Origin of the sequence: Microvirga sp. KLBC 81 (assembly GCF_003075415.1) — a bacterium.
Classification (GTDB): Bacteria; Pseudomonadota; Alphaproteobacteria; order Rhizobiales; family Beijerinckiaceae; genus Microvirga.
On sequence record NZ_QDAH01000006.1, the window covers coordinates 122,522 to 147,080 of the forward strand.

A 24,559-nucleotide genomic window follows, 5' to 3' on the forward strand; every position below is an offset into this window, starting at 1 on the left:
ATCCATGGAGAGCCGCTTGTTCATTTCACCTGCCTTCGCACAAGGGGCCCCCGCTGCCGGGGGCGGAATGGATGCCATCATCCAGTTCGTCCCGTTCATCCTGATTTTCGTGATCATGTGGTTCCTGATCATCCGTCCGCAGCAGCGCCGGGTGAAGGCTCACCAGGAGATGATCAAGAACGTGCGCCGCGGCGACACCGTCGTCACCTCCGGCGGCATCATCGGCAAGGTGACGAAGGTGCTCGAGGATTCGGCTGACGTCGAGGTCGAGATCGCCGACAACGTGAAGGTGAAGGTGGCCCGCGCCATGATCTCCGAGGTCCGCTCCAAGAGCGAGCCGGTGAAGGCGTAAAATCAAGAAAGCCGGCCCTCGGGCTTGAAGCCCTTGAGGGCCGGTTCGCCGCACCGCGTGTGCGGAAAAAGCGTTTGAGAAAGGTTGAGCTGACGATGCTGCGCTTCTCGAAGTCGAAGATCTTCGCCACCCTGGCGATCATCATCATCGGTCTGCTGCTGGCGGTTCCGAGCATGATGTCTCGTGAGCAGCGCCAGGCCTATTTGAGCGCCGTGCCGAGCTGGGTTCCATCATGGCTCGTGCCCTCGCGCGCCATCGTTCTCGGCCTCGACCTGCAGGGAGGTTCCCACGTTCTCCTCCAGGTGGATGAGGCGGATCTCATGCGCACCCAGATCAACCTTCTGCGCGATGACGTGCGCCGCATCCTGCGCGACACCCGGGTCGTGTCCCAGAACGGCATTCAGACCGTTCCGCGCGGCGTGCAGATCCGCGTGCCCAACCCGGCAGACCGCGAGCGCCTGATGCCGCGCCTGCGCGAGCTGGCCCAGCCGGTCGGCAATGCCATGCTCGGCCAGACCGGCAACGCGGCCGTGGCCATCAACGAGGCGCCGGACGGCACGATCGCGCTGACCTATACGGATGCGGGCATCAACGAGAAGGTCCGCCGCGCCGTCGATCAGTCCATCGAGGTTGTCCGCCGCCGTGTCGACTTCGGCGGTACCACGGAGCCCAGCATTCAGCGCCAGGGCGCGGACCGCGTGCTCGTGCAGGTTCCCGGCCTTCAGGACCCTCAGAAGCTGAAAGAGCTTCTGGGTGAGACTGGTAACCTGGAATTCCGCCTTCTGGCTCAACCCGGCGCGACCGATGTGGACATGCTCCCCATGCGCGATGCGGGCGGCCAGCGCGTTCCCGTCGAACGCCGCGTGATCGCGGAAGGCGGCGACCTCACCGATGCTCAGGCAGCGTTCGATCCGCAGACCAACCAGCCCATCGTGAACTTCCGCTTCAACATCCGCGGCGCTCAGCGCTTCGGCCAGGCGACGACCGAGAATCTGGGCCGCCAGCTCGCCATCGTTCTCGACAACGAAGTCGTGTCCGCCCCCACGATCCAATCGCCGATCACCGGCGGCTCGGGCCAGATCTCGGGCAGCTTCACCATCGAACAGGTGAACAACTTGGCGATCATGCTGCGCTCCGGCGCGCTGCCGGCCAAGCTCACCATCGTGGAAGAGCGCACCGTCGGTCCGGGCCTCGGACGCGACTCCATCGAGGCCGGCAAGATGGCAACTTACGTGGCCGGTATCTTCGTCATCATGTTCATGTTCGCTACCTATGGCGTGTTCGGCCTCATCGCGAACATCGCGTTGCTCGTGCATGTGGGCCTGATCTTCGGTCTCATGTCGGTGTTGGAGGCCACGCTCACCCTGCCGGGTATCGCGGGCATCGTGCTCACCATCGGCACGGCGGTGGACTCCAACGTGCTGATCTACGAGCGCATCCGTGAAGAGGTTCACGCAGGACGTTCCATCGTGTCCGGCATCCAGGCCGGCTTCGACCGGGCGTTCGCCACCATCGTGGACTCGAACAGCACCATGGCGATTGCCGCCGTGATCCTGTTCTTCCTCGGCTCCGGTCCCGTGCGCGGCTTCGCGGTCGTGTTCATTCTCGGCATCCTCACGACGGTGATCACCGCCGTCACCCTGACGCGCATGATGATCGCGCTCTGGTATCAGTGGATGCGCCCCAAAGTTCTTCCGTTCTAAGGAGTGAGTATCGTGCGCCTCGTTCGCCTCTGGCCCGAAAACTCCCACTTCGACTTCATGCGCTTCAGGCGCTTCTCCTTCCCGCTGTCGGCGCTGATCTCGGTGGCGACGGCGATCATGCTCATGACCGCAGGCCTCAACTTCGGCATCGACTTCAAGGGCGGCACGCTCATGGAGATCCAGGCCAAGTCCGGCCAGGCCAATGTCGCCCAGATCCGCCAGACCGCCGAGGGCTTCGGGTTCGGCGATGTGGAGGTGCAGGAATTCGGCACCGCCGGCGAGGTTTCGCTGCGCTTCCCGATCCAGCCCGGCGGCGAGGCCGCGCAGACGGCGGTGGTGCAGAAGGCGCGCGATACCTTCGGCGCCGAGTACGACTTCCGCCGCGTCGAGACGGTGGGGCCGCGCGTGTCGGGCGAGCTCGTTCAGTCCGGCACCATCGGCGTCGTGCTCTCGGTGCTCGCGGTCCTGTTCTATCTCTGGTTCCGCTTCGAGCGTGAGCTGGCAGTGGCGTCGATCATCGGCACGCTCCACGACATCGTGCTCACCATCGGCTTCTTCGTGATCACCCGTCACGAGTTCAACATGACCTCGATTGCGGCGATCCTCACCATCGTGGGCTATTCGCTCAACGAAACCGTGGTGGTGTTCGACCGTACCCGCGAGCTCATGCGCCGCTACAAGGCCATGCCGGCGGAAGAATTGTTGAACCTGTCGATCAACCACACCATGTCCCGTACGATCATGACGGCGGCAACCACGGCGCTCTCGCTCCTGGCCCTCGTGATTTTCGGCGGGCAGGCGATCCAGGGATTCGCCCAGGTCATGCTCTATGGCGTGGTGATCTGCACCTACTCGGCGATCTGCATCTCCTCGCCCATGCTGATCTATATCGGCCTGCGCGGAACCGAGACCGTCAAGGTGCCGGAGGGCAAGGCCGCAGCCGCGGAGTAAAATCATGAGCGATGGCCGCCTCTACGATGGCTTCCTGCCTGGACGCTATCAGATCGATGCCTACGGCAATGGCGGCTTTCGCTTCGCGGACATGTCTCATCGTGGATCGATCCTCGCGCTGCCATCGGGCATCAAAGCCTGGCCCATCAGCTCCATCGCGGAGCTGACCGACGAGGTCCTTGAGCCGATCTTCGCCGAAGCCGCGGAGATCGAGTTGCTGCTCCTCGGCACAGGTGTCGATGTCGCCGCCATTCCCAGCGCCTGTCGCGAGCGTTTCCGCGAGGCCAAGATCGGCCTCGACGTGATGCAGACCGGGGCAGCCACGCGCACCTACAACATCCTCCTGGCGGAAAACCGAAAGGTCGCCGCTGCCCTCATTGCCGTACCTTAAGATGGCCGATCCCCAATCCAACTTCGTCCATTGCGAGGCGCTCGTCCGCGAAGCCGACCCCGACCGGTATTTTGCCAACCTGATCGCACCGACAGAGAAGCGGCCCTATCTTTTCGCGCTCCATGCCTTCAGTTTTGAGATCGCCCGGGTTCGTGAATCCGTGCGGGAGCCCATGCTCGGCGAAATCCGCCTGCAATGGTGGCGCGATGCGCTGCAGGGCGAGGCGAGGGGGGATGTGCGGGCCAATCCCGTCGCTGCCGCGCTCGACGACACCATCGTCAAGTTCAGACTGCCCCGGCAGTCGCTCGTCGATCTGATCGATGCCCGCATGTTCGATCTCTACGACGATCCCATGCCGAGCCTGAACGACCTCGAAGGCTATTGCGGCGAAACCTCGTCGAGCCTGATCCAGCTCTCCAGCATCATCCTCGCCGACGGCAAGGACCCCGGCACGGCGGATGCCGCGGGCCACGCGGGCGTGGCCTATGCCATTACCGGCCTGCTGCGCGCTTTCCCGATTCATGCGCGTCAGGGACAGCTCTACATCCCCGCCGACATTCTGGCGCGTCATGGCGTTGTGCGGGATGACATCGTCACCGGACGTGGCGGGCCGGGACTCGAGAGCGCTCTCGCAGACATGCGCGCTATCGCGCGCCGCCATCTCGATCAGGTGAGAACCTTGCGCCCCACGATTCCGTCCGCGGCCGAGCCCGCCTTCTGCCAGCTTGCCCTGGTCGAGCCCTATCTGAAGGCGATGGAAAAGCGTGACTACGACCCGCTGCATACGCCCGTGGATATCCCGCACTGGCGCAAGATCTGGACACTCTGGCGCGGGCCGTTTTAGGTCTCTGTGTCATCCCCGCGAAGGCGGGGATTCATTCGCGATGGTTCTTTATTCGGCTCCCACCTTGTCATCACCGGCCTTGTGCCGGTGATCCCGGTTGCGTGAAGCGCGGCACTTTTCGGTATCGGGATGGCCGGGACAAGCCCGGCCATGACGCGGAGAGTGTTCGGTAAATCGTCCCGGGCTCCGCTGCGCGGCCCCGGGATGACAGTGGAGCGGCTGTTACTCAGCCGCAGCCGGCATGTTGGCCGCCGCCATCCATGCCGCGAGATCGGCGCGGGCGCGGTCTGTCAGCATCTTCTTCTTCGCAACCGCCTTGGCCGAGCCACGCAGGCGCTTGCCGTCTTCCGCCTTCGGTGCACGGTCGAGCGGTGGGAAGAGGCCGAAATTCACGTTCATGGGCTGGAACGAGCGCGGGCCCTCGTCGATGGTCTCGATATGACCGCCCGTGATGTGGTTGATGAGCGCGCCGAGCGCCGTGGTGTGCGGCAGGGGCTGGATCGGATGGCCCAGCCGCTCGGCTGCGGCGAAGCGGCCGGTCATCAGGCCCACGGCCGCGCTCTCCACATAGCCTTCGCAGCCCGTGATCTGGCCGGCAAAGCGCAGGCGCGGCATCGCCTTCAGGCGCAAAGTCGGATCGAGGAGCTTCGGCGAGTTGAGATAGGTGTTGCGGTGAATGCCACCGAGGCGCGCGAACTCGGCATTCTCCAGGCCCGGGATCATGCGGAAGATGCCGGTCTGCGCGCCGTATTTCAGCTTGGTCTGGAAGCCCACCATGTTGAACAGGGTGCCGAGCGCGTTGTCCTGGCGCAGTTGCACGATGGCATAGGGCTTCACGTCGGGATTGCGCGGGTCGGTGAGGCCGACGGGTTTCATGGGGCCGTGGCGCAGGGTCTCCCGGCCGCGCTCGGCCATGACCTCGATGGGCAGGCAACCGTCGAAATAGGGGGTGTCGGCCTCCCATTCCTTGAACTCGGTCTTGTCGCCTGAAAGCAGCGCATCCACGAAGGCATCGTACTGCTCCTTGGTCATGGGGCAGTTGATGTAATCCTTGCCCGTGCCGCCGGGGCCGACCTTGTCGTAGCGCGACTGGAACCACGCGATGTCCATGTTGATGGACTCGCGATAGACGATGGGCGCAATGGCATCGAAGAAGGCAAGCGACGTCTCGCCCGTGAGCTTGAGGATCGCCTCTGCCAGAGCAGGCGAGGTGAGCGGGCCGGTGGCGATGATGACGGAGGACCATTCCTCCGGTGGAATGCCGGTGACCTCGCCGCGCTCGATGGTAACGAGCGGATGCGCTTCGAGGGCCGCGGTGACGGCATCGGAGAAGCCATCACGATCAACCGCCAGCGCGCCGCCTGCGGGTACCTGGTTGGCATCGCCCTTGGCCATGATGAGGGAGCCAAGGGTGCGCATCTCCTGATGCAGCAGACCGACGGCGTTCGTCTCCGCATCGTCCGAGCGGAAGGAGTTGGAGCAGACGAGCTCGGCGAGGCCTTGCGTCTTGTGCGCGTCGGTGCCGCGCACGGGGCGCATCTCGTGGAGGATGACGGGAACGCCGGCCCGCGCGATCTGCCAGGTGGCTTCGGAGCCTGCGAGGCCGCCGCCGATGACGTGAATGGGTTCGATCTTGCTCATGGTCATTCTCCTGGGCGGTCTTGTTGACTCCCATGGGAGCCTTGGTCAAGCTGAGCCGGTTGCTTTGAAAAAGGTTTGAGGCACCATGCAATCCCAGCGACCGGTGGTCCTTATTACAGGCGGCAGCCGCGGCATAGGTGCGGCGACAGCGCAACTCGCCGCATCCCGTGGCTATGATGTGGCCATCACCTACCGTTCTGAAAGTGCGGCCGCCGAGGAGATCGTCGAGATCTGCCGGGCTGCGGGCGTGGAGGCTCTGGCCTTCCAAGGCGACGTTGCCGTCGAAGAAGATGTGCTGCGCCTGTTCGACGAAGCGGAGGAGCGGCTCGGCCCGCTTTCCCATGTGGTGAACAATGCCGGGATTACCGGCAAGTCGGGCAAGCTCGCGGAGACTTCCGCCGAGACTCTGCGCGAATGCATCGACATCAACGTGACGGGCGCTCTGTTCGTGGCGCGAGAAGCGGCGCGGCGCCTGTCGCAGAGCCGAGGCGGCGGAGGCGGGTCCATCGTCAACATCTCGTCCGTGGCCGCCCATCTCGGAAGCCCGAACGAATATGTCTGGTATGCCGCCTCGAAAGGCGCCATCGATTCCCTCACCATCGGTCTGGCACGGGAGCTTGCGACTGAGGGCGTGCGGGTCAATGCCGTCTCGCCAGGCATGACCCGGACCGACATCCATGAGCGCAGCACGCAGGACGTGGGCCGCATACAGCGGCTTTTGCCCTTCATTCCCATGAAACGGATCGGCGAGCCCCAGGAGATCGCGGAAGCGGTGCTGTTCCTGATGTCGGACGCGGCGTCCTACATCACCGGAGCCATTCTGCCGGTTTCGGGCGGGCGCTAGTTGAAAAGAAAAAGCCCGCTGGAAGCGGGCTAGACCTTTGCTGCGGTGCAGCTACGTTTTACGCGACAGCGTGCTCGCGGGCGATGCTCTCGATCTGGAAGCGGGAGATGCCGAGATCGTCGAGCTCGCGATCCGAAAGCAGGGAGAGCTCGCGGACGGTTTCGCGATAACGCATATAAGCGCGGATTTTAGAGAGGATGTAGGACACGAACATTGGAAGCTCCTATCAGTTGCCGACCCCTATAGCCGGCGGCCTTTGTTCTTGCTGTGTGCGATGCAGCATATATGCCTGCGCGCCGCAAAAGAGGAGCGGTAATAATGTAGGGCAGTTATGCTTTAGTAGCATGGCAAGTTAATGCCAAGTTAATGGACCTGAGCGCCAGGAATGGCCTCTGGAGCGATGCCGAGAACCTCGGTCCGTGTGCGAGGGAGCGCCTGAGGATAGGTTTCCCGCAGCCAAGCTATGAGCTTTTCGCGGACCTCGTTGCGGAGATCCGATGAGGCGCCCGAGGAGGCGGCGCTCATCAGGCCCCTGATCTCAAGCGTGCTTTCCTTGGCGTTGGTGACGTGCAGAACGCCGACCTGGCCATCCCAGAACTTGGAGCATTTCAGGATCTCCATGAACTTGGCCCGGACCTCGTCGATGGGTGTGGCGTAGTCCAGGTACCAGAACACCGAGCCAAGGATCGAGCTCGATTGCCGGGTCCAGTTCTGGAACGGCTTCTCCATGAAATAGGAGAGGGGCACGACCATCCGCCGCCAGTCCCAGAGGCGGATGACCACATACGTGGTCTGGATCTCCTCCACAGTGCCGAACTCGCCCTCCAGCAGCACCTCGTCGCCGAGCCGGATCGGCTGCGCGATGGCGAGCTGCACGCCCGCAATAAGGTTCGAGAGGACCGGCCGCGCGGCCAGGCCGACGGCCAAGCCTGCGACGCCAGCGGAGGCGAAAAGGCTCACGCCGTATTGCCGCACGGACGGGATCGTCATGAGAATGGCGGAGAGCGTAAGAAAACCGAGGCCGAACACAACGGTTCTGCGCAGCAGGCGCACCTGGGTCAGGAGCTTGCGGCTCAGCACGCTGTCCTCGGAGCCTTTCAGCGCCCGGCGCAGATAGATCTCCGAGGCAGTGTTCACGATGGTGATCGCGCTCCAGCCGAGGAAGATGATGAAGCCGAAGAGCAGACCCCACTGGATCAGGTCATAGCTCGCCCCGCGCCGCGGCAGAGCCTGGGCCACGACGCCAAGGCCAAGCACCAGCATGCCGAGTCTCGTGGGTGGGCCGATCCTGCGCAGCAGCTTGCGCCCGAACTCCGCCAGCCTCCCGCGCAGCACCAACCTGAAAGCACTGAGGAGGAGGGAATGAAGGAAGAGAAGGAGAACGGTTGCGACAGCGAGAAAAGCGAGGGTGACCAACCAGCTCGGCCACAAGCTCTGCCATCGCTCGAGAGCGTTGGTGAGAGAGTTCGTGATGTCCTGCATGGGAACGCAACGCCAAGCAGGACGAGGTGTTCCCCAAAAGAAAAGCCCCGGCGAGTGCCAGGGCTTAAGGCATGAACATGCCGTCGCGTTCAGAGGACGTAGAAATCGTACTTCGTAATCGGCAGCCACGCTTTCAGTTGAGCCACCTTGACGGCTCCGTAGCCGCCATAGCCATCCTGGTCATAGAGCAGGGCGCCTGTTTCCTTGTTGTAGATAATGCGGTCCGTCGAGTCCGCGGCGGCTCTGCCGACCCGGAACGCAGCGCCGGGAAGCCAGCCATTCGGCCCGACGCGGGTGAAGATGGCGTTGTCGAACATGATGGTGTCGTCGGCGGGCGTGAAGTCCTTGATCGTATCGACATTGTAGATCGAGGCGGTGGAGTCGAAGACGAAATAGTCGCTACCGGTGCCGCCCAACAGCGTGTCCATATCAAGGCCGCCGCTCAGATAGTCGCTGCCGGATCCCCCGCTCACCGAGTCGCGACCGGTGCCGCCATAGAGATCGTCATCTCCGATAAGACCATAGAGTTTGTCGCTGCCGGCATCTCCGAAAAGGGTGTCATGGCCGCCATAGGAATAGACCACGTCATTCCCATAACCGCCGCGGATCACGTCCGCGTAATCGTTGCCGTAGAAGGTGTCATGGCCGCGGTTGAGAGCGACATACCAGTCGTAGGCATACAGGTCGTCAACCGTCGTATGAAGGTCGAGATTCTGGATCGACAGAACGGCGTTGCCGTAATTCTCATAGAGCAGATCGTCGATGACGACGTCGTATCCGTTGCTGGCGTACCAGACGCTATAAGCGTCGATGAGGGAGCTGCCATACACGTCGAAATCGGCAACGAAGCCGTCGTCGTAGGTCTTGACCGTTTCGATATACGGATCGGCACTGACGAAAGACCAGCCGGAAGGACTGGTGCCGGACATGTTGAAGCCAACACCGGCGGCATTGAACGCTTGAAAGATAGCCATGGCGGCGCATCCCCACTGAGTAACTCAATAACCTGAGCTTAGAGCGGTGAATCTGAATTTTAGCTGCACAGTTTTGGGAAAGGCCGGGTAACGTTAATGCTTCGTAACCAGCGAGAGGGTGTTGCAGTATGAACAGGTATTCATAAAGCTGCTAAGAGTATTGGGCTCCCATACTACTGAAGGAATTGGGAACAGGAATTTAGGGTGCGCGTTCTTCCTCCACCTTATAGTTAAGTGGAGATTAAACCATGAAGAAGATCGCGCTTGGCGCGGCCCTTCTGCTGTTGAGCAGTACGGCTTACGCGCAGACTACGACGAACTCGAATACCTCCTCGTCCTCGACCTCCGACACCCAGATGATGCTGCCCAAAAAGCAGCAATCAGGAGACAAGGAGCAGGCGACCGGCAGCACCCAGCGCAGCGACAGCACGACGTCCCGGTCTTCGCAGACCTCGCAGTCCGACGTGACGACCCGCGAGCAGGGCAGCACGCGTGTCGGCGTGGGCGTTGAAACCCGCGAGCGCACGGGCGTTTCAGTTCGCTCCCGCACCGTCCGTGAGGTTGAAGAGCCGAGCGTCTCCGTCACCCGCCGTCGCAGCGTGACAACCATTGAAGAGCCGGACACCGAGGTTCGCCGCACGGTGATCAAGAAGAAGCCATCCACGAAGAAGGTGGCGGTGAAGAAAAAGAAGACCAACAAGGTCGCGGTGAAGAAGCGCCGTTATCAGGTTGTCGATGAGCCGGTGGAGGTTCGTCGCCGTACGGTGCGTCGCTACGAGGAAGTGAACGAGCCGAGCGTGTCCGTGAACCGCCGCACGACGGTTCGCACCCGCGATACCTCGCCGGATGTCGGCGTCTCGGTTGAGCAGCGCCGCAGTTCCACCCGCACCTCGACGGATGTGAATACCTCGAGCTCGCCCTCGACGACCGGTTCGGTCTCGACGCGCGGCACCTCGAGCGGCAACACTTCGTTCGAGAAGAGCAACGCGACGACATCCACCAAGAAGCTGCCGATCCCGCAGCAGGATGGATCGTCCTCGCAGGGCAATACCCAGGGCAGCAGCTCGACGGCGCAGTAAGCGTTTCTTTCGCGCAATGAAAGGGGCCGATTTCCGGCCCTTTTTGTTTTGATCGTGCCAAGAAGGTCAATGGTGGGCGTGCTCAGCGTATTCAAAGCACATTTCTCATATGGATGTTCTCAATGCTGTCGATCTGTTTTGCGAGGCCGCAGCACAGGCCGGCAATAGACAAAATCGGAACTGGCGCCGATAAAAGGTCTTGTTCTTTCCAGATTGATATCGGAGTCGATTGATGAAGAAGCTTCTGTTGACGATGAGCGTGGCGCTTCTGGCGGCCACGTCTTTTTCCGGCGCGGCTGATGCTCGTCCCGGCAAGGGCAAGGGCCATGCCTATGGCCATTACAAGAACGGCAAGGCTCAGGCCTATGTCGTGAAGCGGCGCAACAATAATGCTGCTATCGCGGCGGGTGTAACGGGTGCCATCGTTGGAGGCGTTCTCGGCGCGACAGCCCGCCCGGTCTATCGCACGTATGAGCCGTCCTACCGCTATTACGAGGCTCCGTCTCGGAGCTATTACCGCGAAGAATATTACGATTACGGGTACTGATCCGCAAAGCGAACAGGGCGCCTTCGGGCGCCCTTTCATTTGGAGGAGAGAGGCTAACGCCCGAACCCGTCCACGCCGATCACCGCGCGCAGGGGTCCGTATTCCGTCTGCTTTCTCACATCCATCCGGACGCGCCCGCTCGCGTGGCTCGTCACGCTGTCGGATGTACGGCTGCGGGATGAGCCGACGATTGTTTCTGCCCGGACACGGCCGCTGATGCGCACGCAAGTGTCCGAATTCTGAAGCTGTGCGAACCCAGGCGGGCAAGGGGAAGCTGCCAGAGCAGGGCCGCCCATCGCCAGCAAGGCAGCAGAGAGGATCAGGATCGTGCGGCTCATGGGCTGCCAATTTAACGTCTGGAAGCCCACAAGAAAAGGACGCTTACCGGCGGCCAGAGCCGCTGCGGCGGTCGTAGGATTCTGCGGCTCCGCTGCGGTCGATCTCCACATGGAACTGCTCGACTTGGGGGCTCTCATCCTGGATCGCGCCAATGCGATAGCGATAGGCCATTTCCCCTCCGAGCCAGCCGCTGAAGAGCAGCAGCAGGGTCTGGAGGCCCGAGAGCCAGAGGCCCCAATCCTGAGCGCCCGCCGCGGGATCGTCCAGACGAACACCGACATTCACAAGGGCGACGCCTACGACCACCAGGTTCGCGATCATATGCGTCCAGGAGATCCAGAGGTTGCGCACCCGGTCGATGCTCACGAAGTCGATGAGACCAGGGATCGCTGCCACCAGAGCGGTGACGATGCCTGCGATCAGCAACCAGTAGGAAGCCTCCGCCCAGAAGGGGTTGCTTGTGCTTGCAAAGGCAATGTCGGTCCCGAAAGCCCCGATCAGGAAAGCAACCGGAAAGACAATGAGCATGTGGTGGAGCGGATGCCCGGCAATGGCGGCCGTGCTCTCGACTCCATGGCGGTGATAGCGGCCCATGGGATCCTCCCGATGAAACAAGATAAAGGAGAATGCCGCGCCCAAGGCTTAGTTCCTATGCCACCGTTCATGCAGCAATGCCAGCATCGTGTGGGGCTGGACATCCGAAGGCTAATCGCACATAGCACTAGCAATCATTACCTAGGGAAAGGGGTGTGCAGGGCCTCCTTTACTTCTGCGACCGACCAGCCGAATCCTTGCCGCCGCTTCGATGACCCTAGATCCAGTCACCCTCAATGTTGCCTTTGTCCTTCTCGCGGTGGTTCTCGGTGCGCTGCTGGTGTTCGCCTGGACACTCAATCGAAAGGTTCGCGCACTCCTGCCGTGGGGAGCAGCTTTCTGTCTTATCGCGGCCGGCTTTGCGGTCGCGAACCTTGGCAGGTCCCATAACTCCTATCCGGCGCTTCTGACGGGCAATGTTCTCGGCCTGCTGTCCTATGCGGCTCTTTACGCTGGCTGCCGGATCTTCAACGGCCGCAAGGGATTTCCTCCACTCATCCTGACTGGGGTCGTGCTGCGGATCGCAGCTTTCCCGCTCATCTATGAAAGGCAGGATTACCGGCTGATCCTGGTTGCGCTGACGACGGGTGTCTATTCTTTGCTCAGCGCCCGGGAACTCTGGCGTCATGCCAGGCATCCTCTCGCTTCTCAGCGGATCGCCGTCGTTCTCCTGATATTCCTGGCGATTTTCAACATCATCCGGACTTGGCCCGGGATCTCGCTTACCTCGATTGCCTGGATCGACGCTCTGGCCAACCGATGGTCCTCGGAGATGGCTCTTTTCCTGGTGGTCTATACTCCGGCCCTGGCGTTCATCTTTCTGTCCATGGCCAAGGAACATGTCGAACTGGGCTATAAGCAGGCAGCGTTCATCGATCCTTTGACCGGCATTCCCAACCGGCGTGCTTTCCTGCATCGCGCAACACGGCTCATCGACGCCAGGGAAGGCAAGCCCGTCAGCTGTCTCATCTTCGATCTCGACAACTTCAAGACCTTCAACGACCACTATGGCCATGAGGTGGGCGACCGCGTTCTCATGCTGTTTGGAGAGGTGTTGACGAAGCACCTCCCTGAAAAATCCTACGGCAGACTGGGGGCGAGGAGTTCGCGGCGATTCTGCCGATGCGTATGGAGGACGCCAAGGATCTGGCCGAGACGGTCAGACGTGCGTTCTCCGCCGCCGGCAAAGCCATGCTGGGCCCCGAGGCTCAAGTGACCGTCAGCGTGGGCTGCGCCGCTTCTGACCGCGCAACAACAGTCAAGGCTTTGCTTCAGGAGGCCGACCTTGCGCTTTACACAGCGAAAGATCACGGTCGAGATGTCGTCATCTCGGCCAGTTCCCCGACCGCCGCTCAATAGTGCTGCAGTTCATCCTCTCGCGGCGGCCGCCCCTGCGGTGTCAGTTGATCGACAACGCCGGGCAACTCCTGAGAGAGTTCCGCCAGCAGATCCTGCTGCGGCATGCCAGTCTGCTGTGAGAGTTCGTCCACAGTATCGGGACCGATGACATCAGCCAGTTGGTTGGGAGGAACCGATTGAAAGCGGCCGTTGTCTTTTGTGCTGCAGATCTAACGCCGGGCCGTGACGACGAGCGCCCGCATGCGGTTCTCAAAGCTCCCTTCACCGAACTTTTCGGTGAGAGCTTGAGTCGCTTTCTCCGTGACCTCGTTGAGCCGGCCCGGTGCGCGGGCTTCGATCTCTCCACGCAAGGGCGTTCCCTGGGTCAGGCCGATGGCGGCGTGGCGCGCAGAGATGGCATGGCTCACCTTCTCGACCGGCTCGATGGTGACGTCTTCGAACCCCGCCAACTGGAGTTCGCCCTCGATGCGGTCCTGATCGAAATAGCCGAAGGGCGTGCGCTCAATGAACCGGGGCGGATCCTCGGGGAACATTTCGATCGCTTGGTCGGACACGACCTTGCTCACCAGGTTCGCGTCCAGACTGTCCCAGACATTGAACAGAAAGCGTCCGCCGGGCTTGAGCACGCGCAGCGCCTCCCGATAGGCTGCAGGCTTGTCGGGAAAGAACATGACGCCGAACTGGCACACTACGGCATCGAAGGAGCTATCCTCGAAGGGGAGCGTCTGCGCGTCCGTCTGGCACCAGGTCACATTCGACGCGTGGAGCTTGGTCTGCGCCAGATCGAGCATCGCCTGATTGAGATCGCTCGCGACGATCTCGACCTCGGGCGGCAGGACATTCACCAGGGCGCGGGTGACGATGCCCGTTCCCGCCGCAGTCTCCAGAACTCTGTCGGAGGTGACGCCCTTAAGCCGTGCGGCCAGGTCTTCGGCGAAGGGTTCAAAGAGAAGCGCACCGAGATAGTGCTCGTAAGTGGCAGGGATCGAGCCGGCAAAGGCGGCATCGGTGGCGCTCATGGTCTCCTCCACCGCAAAAAGCGCGCCATCATCCTGCCGATGGGCGAGGCGGGCAAGAGTCTCAAAAGGGTAGGGTCTCGGCTCCGACTGCCCGACAATCCTGAGAAGACCGAGGGCGGAGCTGTTCCCGGGTACGCCGGAAAAGCCGTGGTGCGGGAGAGCAGGACGTGCTCTCCTGTGTGGAGCGGACAGGACTGAAATGGGCAGGGGCACGGGCCAGGAGGAGAGCATGGCAGCGATTTTGCAGCTTCCAGGCTGGCTCGGCGGCGTTCTGGCCATGCTCGCCACCATCGCCGCCTCGGTTCTTCCTTTCGTCCTGGTTCGCGGTTGGCTGAGCGACGAACTGCCGACACGGACACGGGATGTCGTCGAAACGGTCGCCATTCGCATCGGCACTGTCCATGGCCTCATCCTTGCTCTTGTCTTCGCGGAGGCGCAGTCGGCCCATACGAGCCTGCAGCAGGACGTTTCGAAGGAAGTGGCGACCATCGAGCATATCGCGCTGCAGCTGGATCAATGGAACGGGTCCGAGGAGGATGCGCTCCGCAAGCAGCTCGCAGCCTACATCGCGGCTGTGCTGCAAAGCGAATGGCAGCGATCCACCCCCATGAACGGCAGCAGGGAGGCAGTGCGGGCCTATAACGATCTCGACGCCGGCGTCCTCAACCTGGGAGCCGAAACCCCGCAGCAGCAATCCCTTCGCGCCCGCATGATCGCGAACATGGACGACCTCCAGGACCACCGCAAGGCGCGGTTGTCGCTGTTCCACCGCGGCCTGCCCAGCCTGTTCTGGTGGATGGCCCTGACGGGCTTCGGCATTATCGCCGGATGCTTCCTCGTGTTCCCGGTCACTCCCGTGCACATCGCCATTCTCTCCGTCTACGGAGCCTATACGGGACTTGCGCTCTACTTCATCCTGGCCTTGAGCCATCCCTATGCAGGCCCGGCCGCGATCGATACATCGGCCTATACGATGGTGCTGAACGATGAGCTGAAGACGCCCTAGCGTCATGCGTTTAGAACGTGGTTCCGGATCTCCGGACCGAACGATACGAGGAGAGGAGCACAGGTGATCCCAAAGGTGCATTCCACTTTTGGATCCGATGCTCTAGCACTCGTGTCTTCCTCAGGCAGGAAAGGCAGCAGCCATGTGGAAAGATCGGCGAATTCTTGATCTCTTGGGAATCGAGATTCCAATCATCCAGGCCCCCATGGCCGGAGCCAACTTGTCCGACATGGTCGTCGCCGTCTCGGAAGCCGGAGGTCTCGGTTCGCTGCCTTGCGCGATGTTGACCCATGACAAGGCCCGGGAAGAACTGTCCAGGATCCGTCAGAAAACCTCGAAGCCGATCAACGTCAATTTCTTCTGCCACCGATCGCCGGTTTTCGATGCGGATCGGGAAGCTGCGTGGAAACAGCGCCTGAAGGATTACTATCTGGAGTTCGGGCTCGACCCGGACATGCCGACGCCACCCTCGACCCGCGCCCCATTCGACGAGACTTTCTTGAGCCTCGTGGAGGAGTTCATGCCGGAGGTCGTGAGCTTCCATTTCGGGCTGCCGCAGCAAAGCCTGCTGAAGCGTGTGAAGGAGACGGGTGCCAAGATGCTGTCGTCCGCGACGACGGTCGACGAGGCGCGCTGGCTCGAACGCGAGGGGTGTGATGCCATCATCGCGCAAGGCTTCGAAGCTGGCGGCCATCGCGGCATCTTTCTGACCGACGACCTTTCGACCCAGGTCGGCACCATGGCGCTGGTGCCACAGGTGGCCGACGCGGTGAAGGTGCCCGTCATTGCTGCGGGCGGAATTGCCGACGCGCGCGGCATCGTCGCGGCTTTTGCGTTGGGCGCATCGGCCGTGCAGATCGGAACGGCCTATCTGTTCACCCCGGAAGCCACGATATCTCCAGTTCACAGACAAGCGCTGAAAGGCGACGGCGTCGAAAAGACAGCGTTGACGAACGTCTTTACCGGGCGTCCCGCCCGAGGCATCGTCAACCGGGTCATGCGCGAGGTGGGACCCATCTCGGCAGCAGCGCCCCAGTTTCCGCTTGCGGGTGGTGCGCTCGCGCCCCTGCGCCAGAAATCCGAGCCGCTCGGTTCGGGCGACTTCATGCCCCTCTGGTCGGGCCAGGCGGCGCGCCTGAGCCGAGAGCTTCCTGCTGGGGAGCTGACCAGGTACTTGGCTCAGGAAGCTCTGGAGAGGCTCAGCCCACGCTCTGCCTGACGTGAGGCGGCTTTCGCCGCCTTACTCCGCCGCCTCCTGACGCGTGACCTTCTTGGTCTTTTTCGATGCTTCCTTGCCTGAAGATTCCTTTTTCAGAGGCCTGCGCTCCAGCACCTCTTTCAGGAAGCGGCCGGTGTGGCTGTCCTTGGATTTGGCGATGTCTTCGGGTGTGCCTTGCGCGACGATCTGGCCGCCGCCGCTGCCGCCTTCGGGACCCATGTCGATCACCCAGTCGGCGGTCTTGATGACTTCGAGGTTGTGCTCGATCACCACCACCGTGTTGCCCTGGTCCACCAGCTCGTGCAGCACTTCCAGAAGCTTTGCGACGTCGTGGAAGTGCAGACCGGTGGTGGGCTCGTCGAGGATGTAGAGCGTGCGGCCGGTCGCGCGCTTGGAGAGCTCCTTCGAGAGTTTTACGCGTTGGGCTTCGCCACCGGAGAGTGTCGTCGCTTGCTGGCCCACATGCACGTAGTCGAGGCCGACGCGGGCGAGCGTCTGCATCTTCTCGCGGATAGACGGCACGGCCTTGAAGAGGTCGCGCGCTTCCTCCACCGTCATGTCGAGAACGTCGGCGATGGACTTGTCGCGGTACTTCACCTCCAGCGTCTCGCGGTCGTAGCGCTTGCCCTTGCACACGTCGCAGGTGACGTAGACATCGGGCAGGAAGTGCATCTCGATCTTGATCACGCCGTCGCCGGAGCAGGCCTCGCAGCGTCCGCCCTTCACGTTGAAGGAGAAGCGCCCCGCCTGGTAGCCGCGCGCCTTCGCCTCGGGGAGCCCCGCGAACCACTCGCGGATCGGCGTGAAGGCGCCGACATAGGTCGCGGGGTTCGAACGCGGCGTGCGGCCGATGGGCGACTGGTCGATGTCGATGACCTTGTCGAGATGCTCCAGCCCCTCGATGCGCTCATGCGGGGCCGGATGCTCCAGCGCGCCATTCAGCTTGCGCGCGACCGCCTTGTAGAGCGTGTCGATCACGAGCGTGGACTTGCCGCCGCCGGAGACGCCGGTGATGCAGGTGAACGTGCCGAGCGGGATCTCCGCCGTCACGTCCTTGAGATTGTTGCCTTTCGCGCCCACGACCTTCAGCATGCGCTTCGGATCGCGCTTGCGGCGCTGCGCCGGCACCTTCACGGACATCTCGCCCGTGAGATACTTGCCCGTCAGCGACTTCGGATTCTGCATGATCTCGTCGGGCGTGCCCTCGGCGACGATCTTGCCGCCGTGGATGCCCGCGCCCGGTCCGATATCGAACACGTAATCGGCCTGGAGGATCGCGTCCTCGTCGTGCTCCACCACGATCACGGTGTTGCCGAGATCGCGCAGGCGCTTGAGCGTCACGAGCAGGCGGTCGTTGTCGCGCTGGTGCAGGCCGATGGAAGGCTCGTCGAGCACGTAGAGAACGCCGGTCAATCCCGAGCCGATCTGCGAGGCGAGACGAATGCGCTGGCTCTCGCCGCCGGAGAGCGTGCCGGAGGAGCGGGCGAGCGTGAGGTATTCAAGACCCACATCGACCAGGAAGGTGAGACGATCCCGGATCTCCTTGAGAATACGGCCCGCGATGTCGTTCTGCTTCTTGGTCAGCTTCTTCGACAGGCCGCCGAACCATTCATGCGCATCCTTCACGGACAGCGCCGTGGCGTCGCCGATGTCGAAGTCCGCGATCTTCACCGCGAGAGCTTCCGGCTTCAGGCGCTTGCCGCCGCAGGCTTCGCAGGGCGTCTCGCTCATGAAGCGGCCGATCTCCTCGCGCGCCCATTCGCTCTCGGTTTCCTTGTAGCGGCGTTCCAGGTTCGGGATCACGCCCTCGAAGGGCTTCCTCACCTCGTAGGCGCGAAGTCCGTCGTCATAGGCCATGCGGATGGCTTCACCGTCCGAGCCGTAAAGAATGACGTCGCGCACCTTTTCCGGAAGCTCCGTCCAGGGCTTCGTCATGGAGGCCTTGTAGTGCTTGGTGATCGCCTCCAGCGTCTGGCCGTAATAGGGCGAGGTGGACTTCGCCCACGGCATGATCGCGCCGCGCTTGAGCGACAACGTCTCGTCCACCACCAGCGCCTCATCGATGCGCATCTCGTGGCCGATGCCGCCGCAGGTGGGGCAGGCCCCGAAGGGATTGTTGAAGGAGAACAGGCGCGGCTCGATCTCGGGGATCGTGAAGCCCGAGACCGGGCAGGCGAACTTGGAGGAGAAGACGATGCGCTTCGGCTGGCCCTTCTCGTCCTTCTCGTCCGCATATTCGATGATGGCGATGCCGTCGGTCAGTTCGAGCGCCGTCTCGAAGGATTCCGACAGGCGCGCGGCGATGTCGGCGCGCACCACGATGCGGTCCACCACCACGTCGATGTCGTGCTTGAACTTCTTGTCGAGGGCAGGGGCCTCGTCGATGGCGTAGTACTCGCCGTCGATCTTCAGGCGCTGGAAGCCCTTCTTCTGGAATTCGGCGATTTCCTTGCGGTACTCGCCCTTGCGGCCGCGCACCACCGGGGCCAGCAGGTAGAGCCTCGTCTTTTCCGGCAGCTCCAGCACCCGGTCCACCATCTGGCTGACCGTCTGGCTCTCGATGGGCAGGCCCGTTGCGGGCGAATAGGGAATGCCGACGCGCGCCCAGAGCAGGCGCATGTAGTCGTAGATCTCGGTGACCGTGCCGACCGTCGAGCGCGGGTTCTTCGAGGTGGTCTTCTGCTCGATGGAGATGGCGGGCGAGAGACCGTCGATCTGGTCCACGTCCGGCTTCTGCATCATCTCCAGGAACTGGCGGGCGTAAGCGGAGAGGGATTCCACATAGCGCCGCTGCCCCTCGGCATAGATCGTATCGAAGGCCAGCGATGATTTTCCCGAGCCCGAGAGCCCCGTGAACACCACGAGCTTGTCGCGCGGGACCATGAGGTCGACGTTCTTCAGGTTGTGCTCCCGCGCGCCGCGCACGGAGATCACGCGCGCATTCGGGTCGCCCGCCTTGGCGCGGTTGAACAGCTCGTCGAGTTTAGCCATGGCCTAAGCTAGCCTTCAAAGAGGGGAAAACGGCCCTGAGAGGCCGGCTCCGGGATATGTGACGTCCCACCCGCCGATGCAATGCGGCGGATGATTCCAGGTCTCAAATCCTAGAACAAAGAGTGTACGGAGGGCAATCGGGCTTTCGCGGCGGAGTGTTTTAGTGAAACGTTATGACATTGACATAAATGTTGATACTAAGTTACAAGATGGACCGTACTAGGAGGAAAATACCGTGTCTCAAATCGTCCTGACCATTGCCCAATATGATGCTGCCACGCGCCCGTTTAATGTCGAGGACGAGGTCATAATTCAAGATACGGCCACCAATTTGTTCTCATTATCTGGGATCAAGATTGCCCAGATGGGTCTCGATAATGTCGATTTCATTGAATGTACGGGTGACGGTTTTGTTTGGAACGTTTCGCAGGCCAAGGCGATTGCCGGGACAAATATTCGTTTCGTCGCTGCCGATAACGTGCAGTTGTTCGATTCAACAGATAATCTGAAAACCCTGACCCCATCGGAGCTTGCGGCGCTTGCCCAAAAAGGGCTCGATTCCATCCGTAGTACGGGGCCGGCCCAGCAAACCTACAGGGTGGACCAGTTCAAGGCTCTTGGAGGCATCAGGCTCGACGCCGCTGACCAAATCCTCATCGAGGATGACTCCGTCGTGCTCTCGACCCTGACCCCGGCCGAGCTCGACAAGCTCGACAATGTTGATGACAAGATCCTTTCAAGGGACGGCAATCCGATTGCCCTGTCGGTCGTACAGCTTGCCGTCCTGACGGCGTCCAATTTCGTGGCCACCGATGTCGTGGTCTTGCAGGATTCAGCGGACAACCTGCAGGCTCTCTCCCCTAACGGGATCCGGGGCATGGACGAGAAGGGTGTCGACCGCATTGACTCCACGACCGACGATACCTTGAGGCTATCGGTCGAGCAGGCTAGCGCCTTGTTAGAGACGACTATCGAGCTGACTGCGGGTGATAAGGTAATCCTGGCCAGCCTGGATACCGATCTGCAAATGCTGAGTGGTACTCTGATCACCCAGCTGGCGGCCCGGGGCGTCGATGAGATCGCAGTCACGGGCGGTAGTACCCTGAGCCTCGATGTTGCGCAGGTTAAAGCCTTGGCGACCACGAACATCACGCTGTCTGCGGACGATATAGTGACCCTGGCCGATACGGCGGCCAATCTGCAGACCCTGTCGCCTGCTGAGATCAAAAAGCTGGGTGTCCTGGGCCTCGACAAGATCGGTGCCACGGACACTACGCTGGTCCTCACCGTCGATCAGGCGGCCGCCCTGGCCAGCACGGGTATTGGATTTACGTCAGAGAAGTCTGTCATCGTCAGAGGCACCTCCCAAGAGCTTGCAGCAGGACTCAATGTCCCTGAGCTCACTGCGCTTGCGGCCAAAGGCGTCGATGTGCTCGATGCCGAGGGGGCGGGTTCCTTGGTCCTCAATGTGGCGGAGTTCAACGCCCTGGGCGGGATCGCTCTTTCGGCGGATGACTCCAAGATCATTATCGATGCGGGCTCAGTCATCGGCGCTTTGTCGCCTGAAGCGATTGCAAGGTTTGCGGCAAAGGGCATCGATTCCATCGTTGCGACCGGCAACCCGGGTGAGCTCTCCCTATCGATGGCGCAGCTCAATGCCTTGGGGTCCGTCGCGCTGACGGCGGGCAACACCGTGACGCTGGCGGATACGGCGGCCAACCTGCAGGCGCTCACCCCGAGCGAAATCTTCGGACTGAATGACAAGCTCATCGACTTTATCGACTCGACCGACAATACCCTGAGCCTGTCGGTCAATCAGGCCGTGACCTTGCTCGAAACGCAAATCGGACTGAGCACGGACGATGTGGTGACCCTGGCCGATACGGCGGCCAGTCTGCAGGGCCTGGCGCCTGAACTGATCGCCGATCTGGCTGGCAAAGGCATCGATAAGATCGATGTCACGAGCTCAAATGGCGAGAACAACAGCCTGACCCTCTCCGTCGCGCAGGCGGTGGGTCTGCTCGCCACGAACATCACGCTGTCTGCGGGCGATATAGTGACCCTGGCCGGCACGGCGGCCAATCTGCAGACCCTGGATCCTGACCAGATCCGCCGGCTGGGTGTCAAAGGCATCGATAAGATCGATGCCACGGACAGCGTCCTGCCCCTCACCGTCGATCAGGCGGTCGCTCTGGCCGGCACGGGTATCGTGTTTGCGCAAGGCGACATTGTCACCGTCAGCGGCACTTTCGCAGAGCTTACGCAAAAGCTCAATGTGGATGAGCTGACGGCCCTTGCGGCCAAGGGCGACATCACTCTCGATTCCACTGATAATGCCAATGCCTTCAATGTGGCGGAGTTCAACGCTCTGGGCGGGATCAAGCTGGCGGCGGATGACGTCACGACGATCATCGATTCGGCCGCAGCCTTCGAAGGTTTGTCGCCTGAACAGATTGCGAAGTTCGCGCAGAAGGGCATCGATTCCATCCAGGTGACCGGCGACGGTCGGCTCTCCCTGACGGTGGACCAGTTCAATGCCTTGGGTTCCGTCGGGCTGACGACGACCAATACCGTGACGCTGGCGGATACGGCGGCCAAGCTGCAGGCGCTCTCCCCCGCCGGAATCTTAAGACTGAATGACAAATTCATCGACGTCATCGACTCGACCGAGAATACCCTGAGCCTGTCGGTCGAGCAGGCCGTGACCTTGCTCCCGACGCAAATCCGGCTGAGCGCGGATGATGTGGTGACCCTGGCCGATACGGCGGCCAATCTGCAGGGCCTGACGCCTGAACTGATCGCTCAGCTGGCAGGCAAGGGCATCGATAAGGTTGATGCTACCGGCAACGTCCTGGCCCTCACGGTCGCGCAGGCGGCTGCTTTGGCGGGCGCGAACATCACGGTGGCGGCAGACGATGTGGTGACCCTGGCCGATACGTCGGCCAATCTGCAGACCCTGAGCGGTACTCAGATCACCCAGCTCGCCGCCAAAGGCATCGATCTTATCGATGTCACGAACCAAGATAGCCAGGACAACAGGCTGAACCTCTCCATCGCTCAAGCCATTGCCCTGGCCAACACGGAAACGATGAAGATCGTCGCGGGCGATGACGTGATCCTGCACGCTACCGCGGCGGATCTGCAGAACCTGTCGGATGATCGGATCACCAAGTTGGGCCAGAAGGGCGTCGACGTGATCGATGCGGAAGGCGACAACACCGCCTTGAGCCTGTCGTTCCTTCAGGCAAAGGCTTTGGCGAATACGCCGATCACGTTGGCGGCGAACGACGACGTCACCCTCACTTTGACGTTGACCGAGCTCAAAACCCTGTCGGGAACTCAGCTTTCGGCTCTCCGTGCCAAGGGCGTCGATCATTTCGTCGTGACGAATCCCGGCAACGAGACGATCACCCTGACCGTGGCCCAGCTCGATGCGTTGCTCGGCGTCGATGTGACGGGCCTCCAGAACGTCGTCCTCACCGACACCGGGGCGGCTCTCGGAGGTCTCTCGCCTGAGAAGGTCGCCCAGCTCGCGAACCTGGACGTCGTCTCCCTGAACGCCAGCAACGACATCCTGGTTCTGAACCTGGCGCAGCTGAACGCCCTCGGCGCGGTCGGTTTGACGGCGGCGGATTCGATCACCATGCTCGACACGAGCGCATGGCTCGCCGAATTGACGGGAGAGCGCATCAGCGCCCTGGCGGTCCAGGGCGTCGACAAGATCAACGCTCTCGACGACGAATGGAACATGACGATCGCGCAGGCGAAGGCGCTCGCGGCGACAGGGATATCCCTTGGTGCGGCGGACGACGTGACCTTGAAAGGGATGGCTGCGGAACTAGCGTCTCTCTTGCTCAGCGAGATCACCGACCTGGGCAAGAAGAACCTCGATATGATCGACGTCACCAGCGGCAACTTGATCCTGAGTGCGGCTCAGGCTGCCGTGCTCGCCGGTACCGCTTCCTTGAGGTTTTCCGCCGAGGATGCGGTGACCGCATCCGGCACGGGCGCGTCCCTTGCCGCCCTGACGGTAGCGCAGATGGGAGCCCTGAGCGCCAAGGGCATCGATGCGCTGGATGCGTCGGACAATCAGCTCCGCCTGTCGCGTGCCCAGTTCGCCGCGCTCGGCGATGTGGCCCTGACCGCCGGCGACGCGGTGACCGTATTTGGCACGGGCGCCGACCTCGCTGGTTTCACATCGGCGCAGATCGGCGCTCTGGGCGCCAAGGGTGTGGATGCGCTGGATGCGTCCGATAACCAGCTCAACCTGTCGGTGGCTCAGTTTGCTGCACTCGGCGATCTGGCACTGACTGCCGGCGACCTAGTGAGCTTGTCTGACACAGGCGCCAACCTCGCCAGCCTCACGGCGACCCAGATCGGAGCTCTCGCGGCCAAAGGCATCGACGCTCTCGATGCTTCGAGCGATCAGCTCAGCCTGTCATTTGCCCAGTTCGCCGCACTCGGTGATGTGGCACTGACCGCCGGTGACACGGTGAGCTTGTCTGACACAGGGGCGGCGCTCGCCGGTGTCGCGGCGGCGGAGATCGGAGCTCTCGCAGCCAAGGGGGTGGATGGTCTTGATGCATCTGATAACGTCATCAACTTCTCCCTGGAGCAGTTCAATGCGCTAGGGACGCTGAGCCTGGCTGCCGATGACGTCATCAAGGTTCAGGGAACCCTGTCGGCGGACACCTTTATCGGAAAGAATGTCGATCAGGTCTTCTTCGGCCTGGGCGGCAACGACATCATCAGAGGCAGCGCAGGAGATACGACGCTTTCCGGCGGAGCAGGCAACGACAGGCTCTATGGCGGCTCGGGGCACGATACCTTCGTATTTGACATGAGGCCGAATGCCAGGTCCAACAAGGACGTGATCGCGAACTGGAGCGCAGCCTCCGACACGATCCAGCTGGAGAACGCTGTGTTCGCGAAGCTGTCCAGAACGGGCGTGCTCAACAAGGCGTATTTCACGAACAATGCGGTGGCCAAGGATGCGAACGACTACGTCGGCTACGACAGGGGGACCGGCAACCTGTGGTACGATTCCAACGGCAGCGCTGCGGGCGGTCAGGTGGTGTTCGCCAATATCGGCAGGAACAAGACCATTGGCTTCGCCGACTTCGTCGTCATCTGATAGGGCCAGGTAAAGGAGCTTCCCCCATGGACTGAACAGTCCATGGGGGAAGGCTGTTTCTGCCTATCATGAGGGAACTTTCCTCTCCGC

The 24,559-nt window shown here is 62.0% G+C and carries 22 protein-coding genes; 13 read left to right on the forward strand and 9 right to left on the reverse strand.

The genetic code is table 11. The annotated features are described in order from the left end of the window. Positions 1-16 precede the first annotated feature (16 nt). The 5 genes from yajC (at position 17) to DC522_RS06725 (ending at position 4,241) form a co-directional block, all read left to right on the forward strand. Positions 17-352, forward strand: coding sequence for a preprotein translocase subunit YajC (yajC, locus tag DC522_RS06705; RefSeq protein ID WP_245444019.1), 336 nt, complete (start codon positions 17-19; stop codon positions 350-352). Between the two features lie 95 nt (positions 353-447). Continuing rightward, positions 448-2,055, forward strand: coding sequence for a protein translocase subunit SecD (gene secD, locus DC522_RS06710; RefSeq protein ID WP_116527997.1), 1,608 nt, complete (start codon positions 448-450; stop codon positions 2,053-2,055). A 12-nt stretch (positions 2,056-2,067) separates the two neighbouring features. Next, positions 2,068-3,006 (forward strand): protein translocase subunit SecF, encoded by a 939-nt coding sequence (secF, locus tag DC522_RS06715; RefSeq protein WP_116527917.1) that lies wholly within the window; start codon positions 2,068-2,070, stop codon positions 3,004-3,006. Between the two features lie 4 nt (positions 3,007-3,010). Then, positions 3,011-3,397: an Mth938-like domain-containing protein gene (locus tag DC522_RS06720; RefSeq protein WP_116527918.1), complete on the forward strand. Its 387-nt coding sequence runs from the start codon at positions 3,011-3,013 to the stop codon at positions 3,395-3,397. A 1-nt stretch (position 3,398) separates the two neighbouring features. Next, the gene (locus DC522_RS06725) at positions 3,399-4,241 is read left to right on the forward strand and encodes a phytoene/squalene synthase family protein (RefSeq protein WP_116527919.1); all 843 of its coding nucleotides are present in this window, start codon (positions 3,399-3,401) and stop codon (positions 4,239-4,241) included. A 222-nt stretch (positions 4,242-4,463) separates the two neighbouring features. On the opposite strand, the gene trmFO is transcribed toward DC522_RS06725, so the two are convergent. Further along, positions 4,464-5,882, reverse strand: a complete 1,419-nt coding sequence (gene trmFO / locus DC522_RS06730) for a methylenetetrahydrofolate--tRNA-(uracil(54)-C(5))-methyltransferase (FADH(2)-oxidizing) TrmFO (RefSeq protein ID WP_116527920.1) — start codon at positions 5,880-5,882, stop codon at positions 4,464-4,466. Between the two features lie 85 nt (positions 5,883-5,967). On the opposite strand from trmFO, the gene DC522_RS06735 reads away from it, so the two are divergent. Further along, complete coding sequence (locus tag DC522_RS06735) at positions 5,968-6,726, forward strand: glucose 1-dehydrogenase (protein WP_116527921.1); 759 nt, start codon at positions 5,968-5,970, stop codon at positions 6,724-6,726. A 58-nt stretch (positions 6,727-6,784) separates the two neighbouring features. On the opposite strand, the gene DC522_RS06740 is transcribed toward DC522_RS06735, so the two are convergent. From DC522_RS06740 to DC522_RS06750, 3 genes are all read right to left on the reverse strand, one after another. Next, on the reverse strand, positions 6,785-6,940 hold the full coding sequence (locus DC522_RS06740; RefSeq protein ID WP_116527922.1) for a DUF1127 domain-containing protein: 156 nt from the start codon (positions 6,938-6,940) through the stop codon (positions 6,785-6,787). Between the two features lie 149 nt (positions 6,941-7,089). Continuing rightward, entirely contained in the window at positions 7,090-8,208 is a 1,119-nt protein-coding gene (locus tag DC522_RS06745; protein WP_116527923.1) for a mechanosensitive ion channel family protein, read from the reverse strand. An 89-nt stretch (positions 8,209-8,297) separates the two neighbouring features. Next, positions 8,298-9,182 (reverse strand): calcium-binding protein, encoded by an 885-nt coding sequence (locus tag DC522_RS06750; protein WP_116527924.1) that lies wholly within the window; start codon positions 9,180-9,182, stop codon positions 8,298-8,300. A 248-nt stretch (positions 9,183-9,430) separates the two neighbouring features. Between DC522_RS06750 and DC522_RS06755 the strand changes: the two genes are divergently transcribed. Together DC522_RS06755 and DC522_RS06760 are read left to right on the forward strand one after the other, a co-directional pair. Then, a complete protein-coding gene (locus DC522_RS06755) occupies positions 9,431-10,261 on the forward strand; it encodes a hypothetical protein (protein ID WP_116527925.1) in 831 nt (276 codons plus the stop codon). A gap of 232 nt (positions 10,262-10,493) precedes the next feature. Then, a complete protein-coding gene (locus DC522_RS06760) occupies positions 10,494-10,808 on the forward strand; it encodes a hypothetical protein (protein ID WP_116527926.1) in 315 nt (104 codons plus the stop codon). Positions 10,809-10,861: 53 nt separating this feature from the next. On the opposite strand, the gene DC522_RS06765 is transcribed toward DC522_RS06760, so the two are convergent. Beyond that, the gene (locus DC522_RS06765) at positions 10,862-11,146 is read right to left on the reverse strand and encodes a porin (RefSeq protein WP_165820070.1); all 285 of its coding nucleotides are present in this window, start codon (positions 11,144-11,146) and stop codon (positions 10,862-10,864) included. Positions 11,147-11,189: 43 nt separating this feature from the next. Next, a complete protein-coding gene (locus tag DC522_RS06770) occupies positions 11,190-11,741 on the reverse strand; it encodes a DUF2231 domain-containing protein (protein ID WP_116527998.1) in 552 nt (183 codons plus the stop codon). 211 nt (positions 11,742-11,952) lie between these two features. Here DC522_RS06770 and DC522_RS06775 point away from each other — a divergent pair, with 211 nt between their 5' ends. Together DC522_RS06775 and DC522_RS37190 are read left to right on the forward strand one after the other, a co-directional pair. Then, positions 11,953-12,957, forward strand: coding sequence for a GGDEF domain-containing protein (locus tag DC522_RS06775; RefSeq protein ID WP_116527928.1), 1,005 nt, complete (start codon positions 11,953-11,955; stop codon positions 12,955-12,957). Then, positions 12,870-13,100, forward strand: a complete 231-nt coding sequence (locus tag DC522_RS37190) for a diguanylate cyclase domain-containing protein (protein WP_371679038.1) — start codon at positions 12,870-12,872, stop codon at positions 13,098-13,100. Before DC522_RS06775 ends, DC522_RS37190 begins: the two co-directional genes overlap by 88 nt. Here the strand turns inward: DC522_RS37190 and DC522_RS36810 are convergent. Both DC522_RS36810 and DC522_RS06790 read right to left on the reverse strand, forming a co-directional pair. Continuing rightward, entirely contained in the window at positions 13,094-13,309 is a 216-nt protein-coding gene (locus DC522_RS36810; protein ID WP_116527930.1) for a YidB family protein, read from the reverse strand. The genes DC522_RS37190 and DC522_RS36810 overlap by 7 nt on opposite strands. Continuing rightward, complete coding sequence (locus DC522_RS06790) at positions 13,310-14,119, reverse strand: class I SAM-dependent methyltransferase (RefSeq protein ID WP_116527931.1); 810 nt, start codon at positions 14,117-14,119, stop codon at positions 13,310-13,312. Between the two features lie 229 nt (positions 14,120-14,348). On the opposite strand from DC522_RS06790, the gene DC522_RS06795 reads away from it, so the two are divergent. Further along, positions 14,349-15,125 carry a DUF4239 domain-containing protein gene (locus DC522_RS06795; RefSeq protein ID WP_165820072.1) on the forward strand — a complete coding sequence of 259 codons (777 nt, stop codon included), beginning with the start codon at positions 14,349-14,351 and terminating at the stop codon, positions 15,123-15,125. A 142-nt stretch (positions 15,126-15,267) separates the two neighbouring features. Next, positions 15,268-16,344, forward strand: a complete 1,077-nt coding sequence (locus DC522_RS06800) for a nitronate monooxygenase family protein (protein ID WP_116527933.1) — start codon at positions 15,268-15,270, stop codon at positions 16,342-16,344. Positions 16,345-16,365: 21 nt separating this feature from the next. Here the strand turns inward: DC522_RS06800 and uvrA are convergent, their stop codons facing one another. Beyond that, positions 16,366-19,335: an excinuclease ABC subunit UvrA gene (uvrA, locus tag DC522_RS06805; protein ID WP_116527934.1), complete on the reverse strand. Its 2,970-nt coding sequence runs from the start codon at positions 19,333-19,335 to the stop codon at positions 16,366-16,368. Positions 19,336-19,570: 235 nt separating this feature from the next. Here uvrA and DC522_RS34680 point away from each other — a divergent pair, with 235 nt between their 5' ends. Then, positions 19,571-24,469, forward strand: coding sequence for a hypothetical protein (locus tag DC522_RS34680; RefSeq protein ID WP_305777709.1), 4,899 nt, complete (start codon positions 19,571-19,573; stop codon positions 24,467-24,469). Positions 24,470-24,559: the final 90 nt, after the last annotated feature.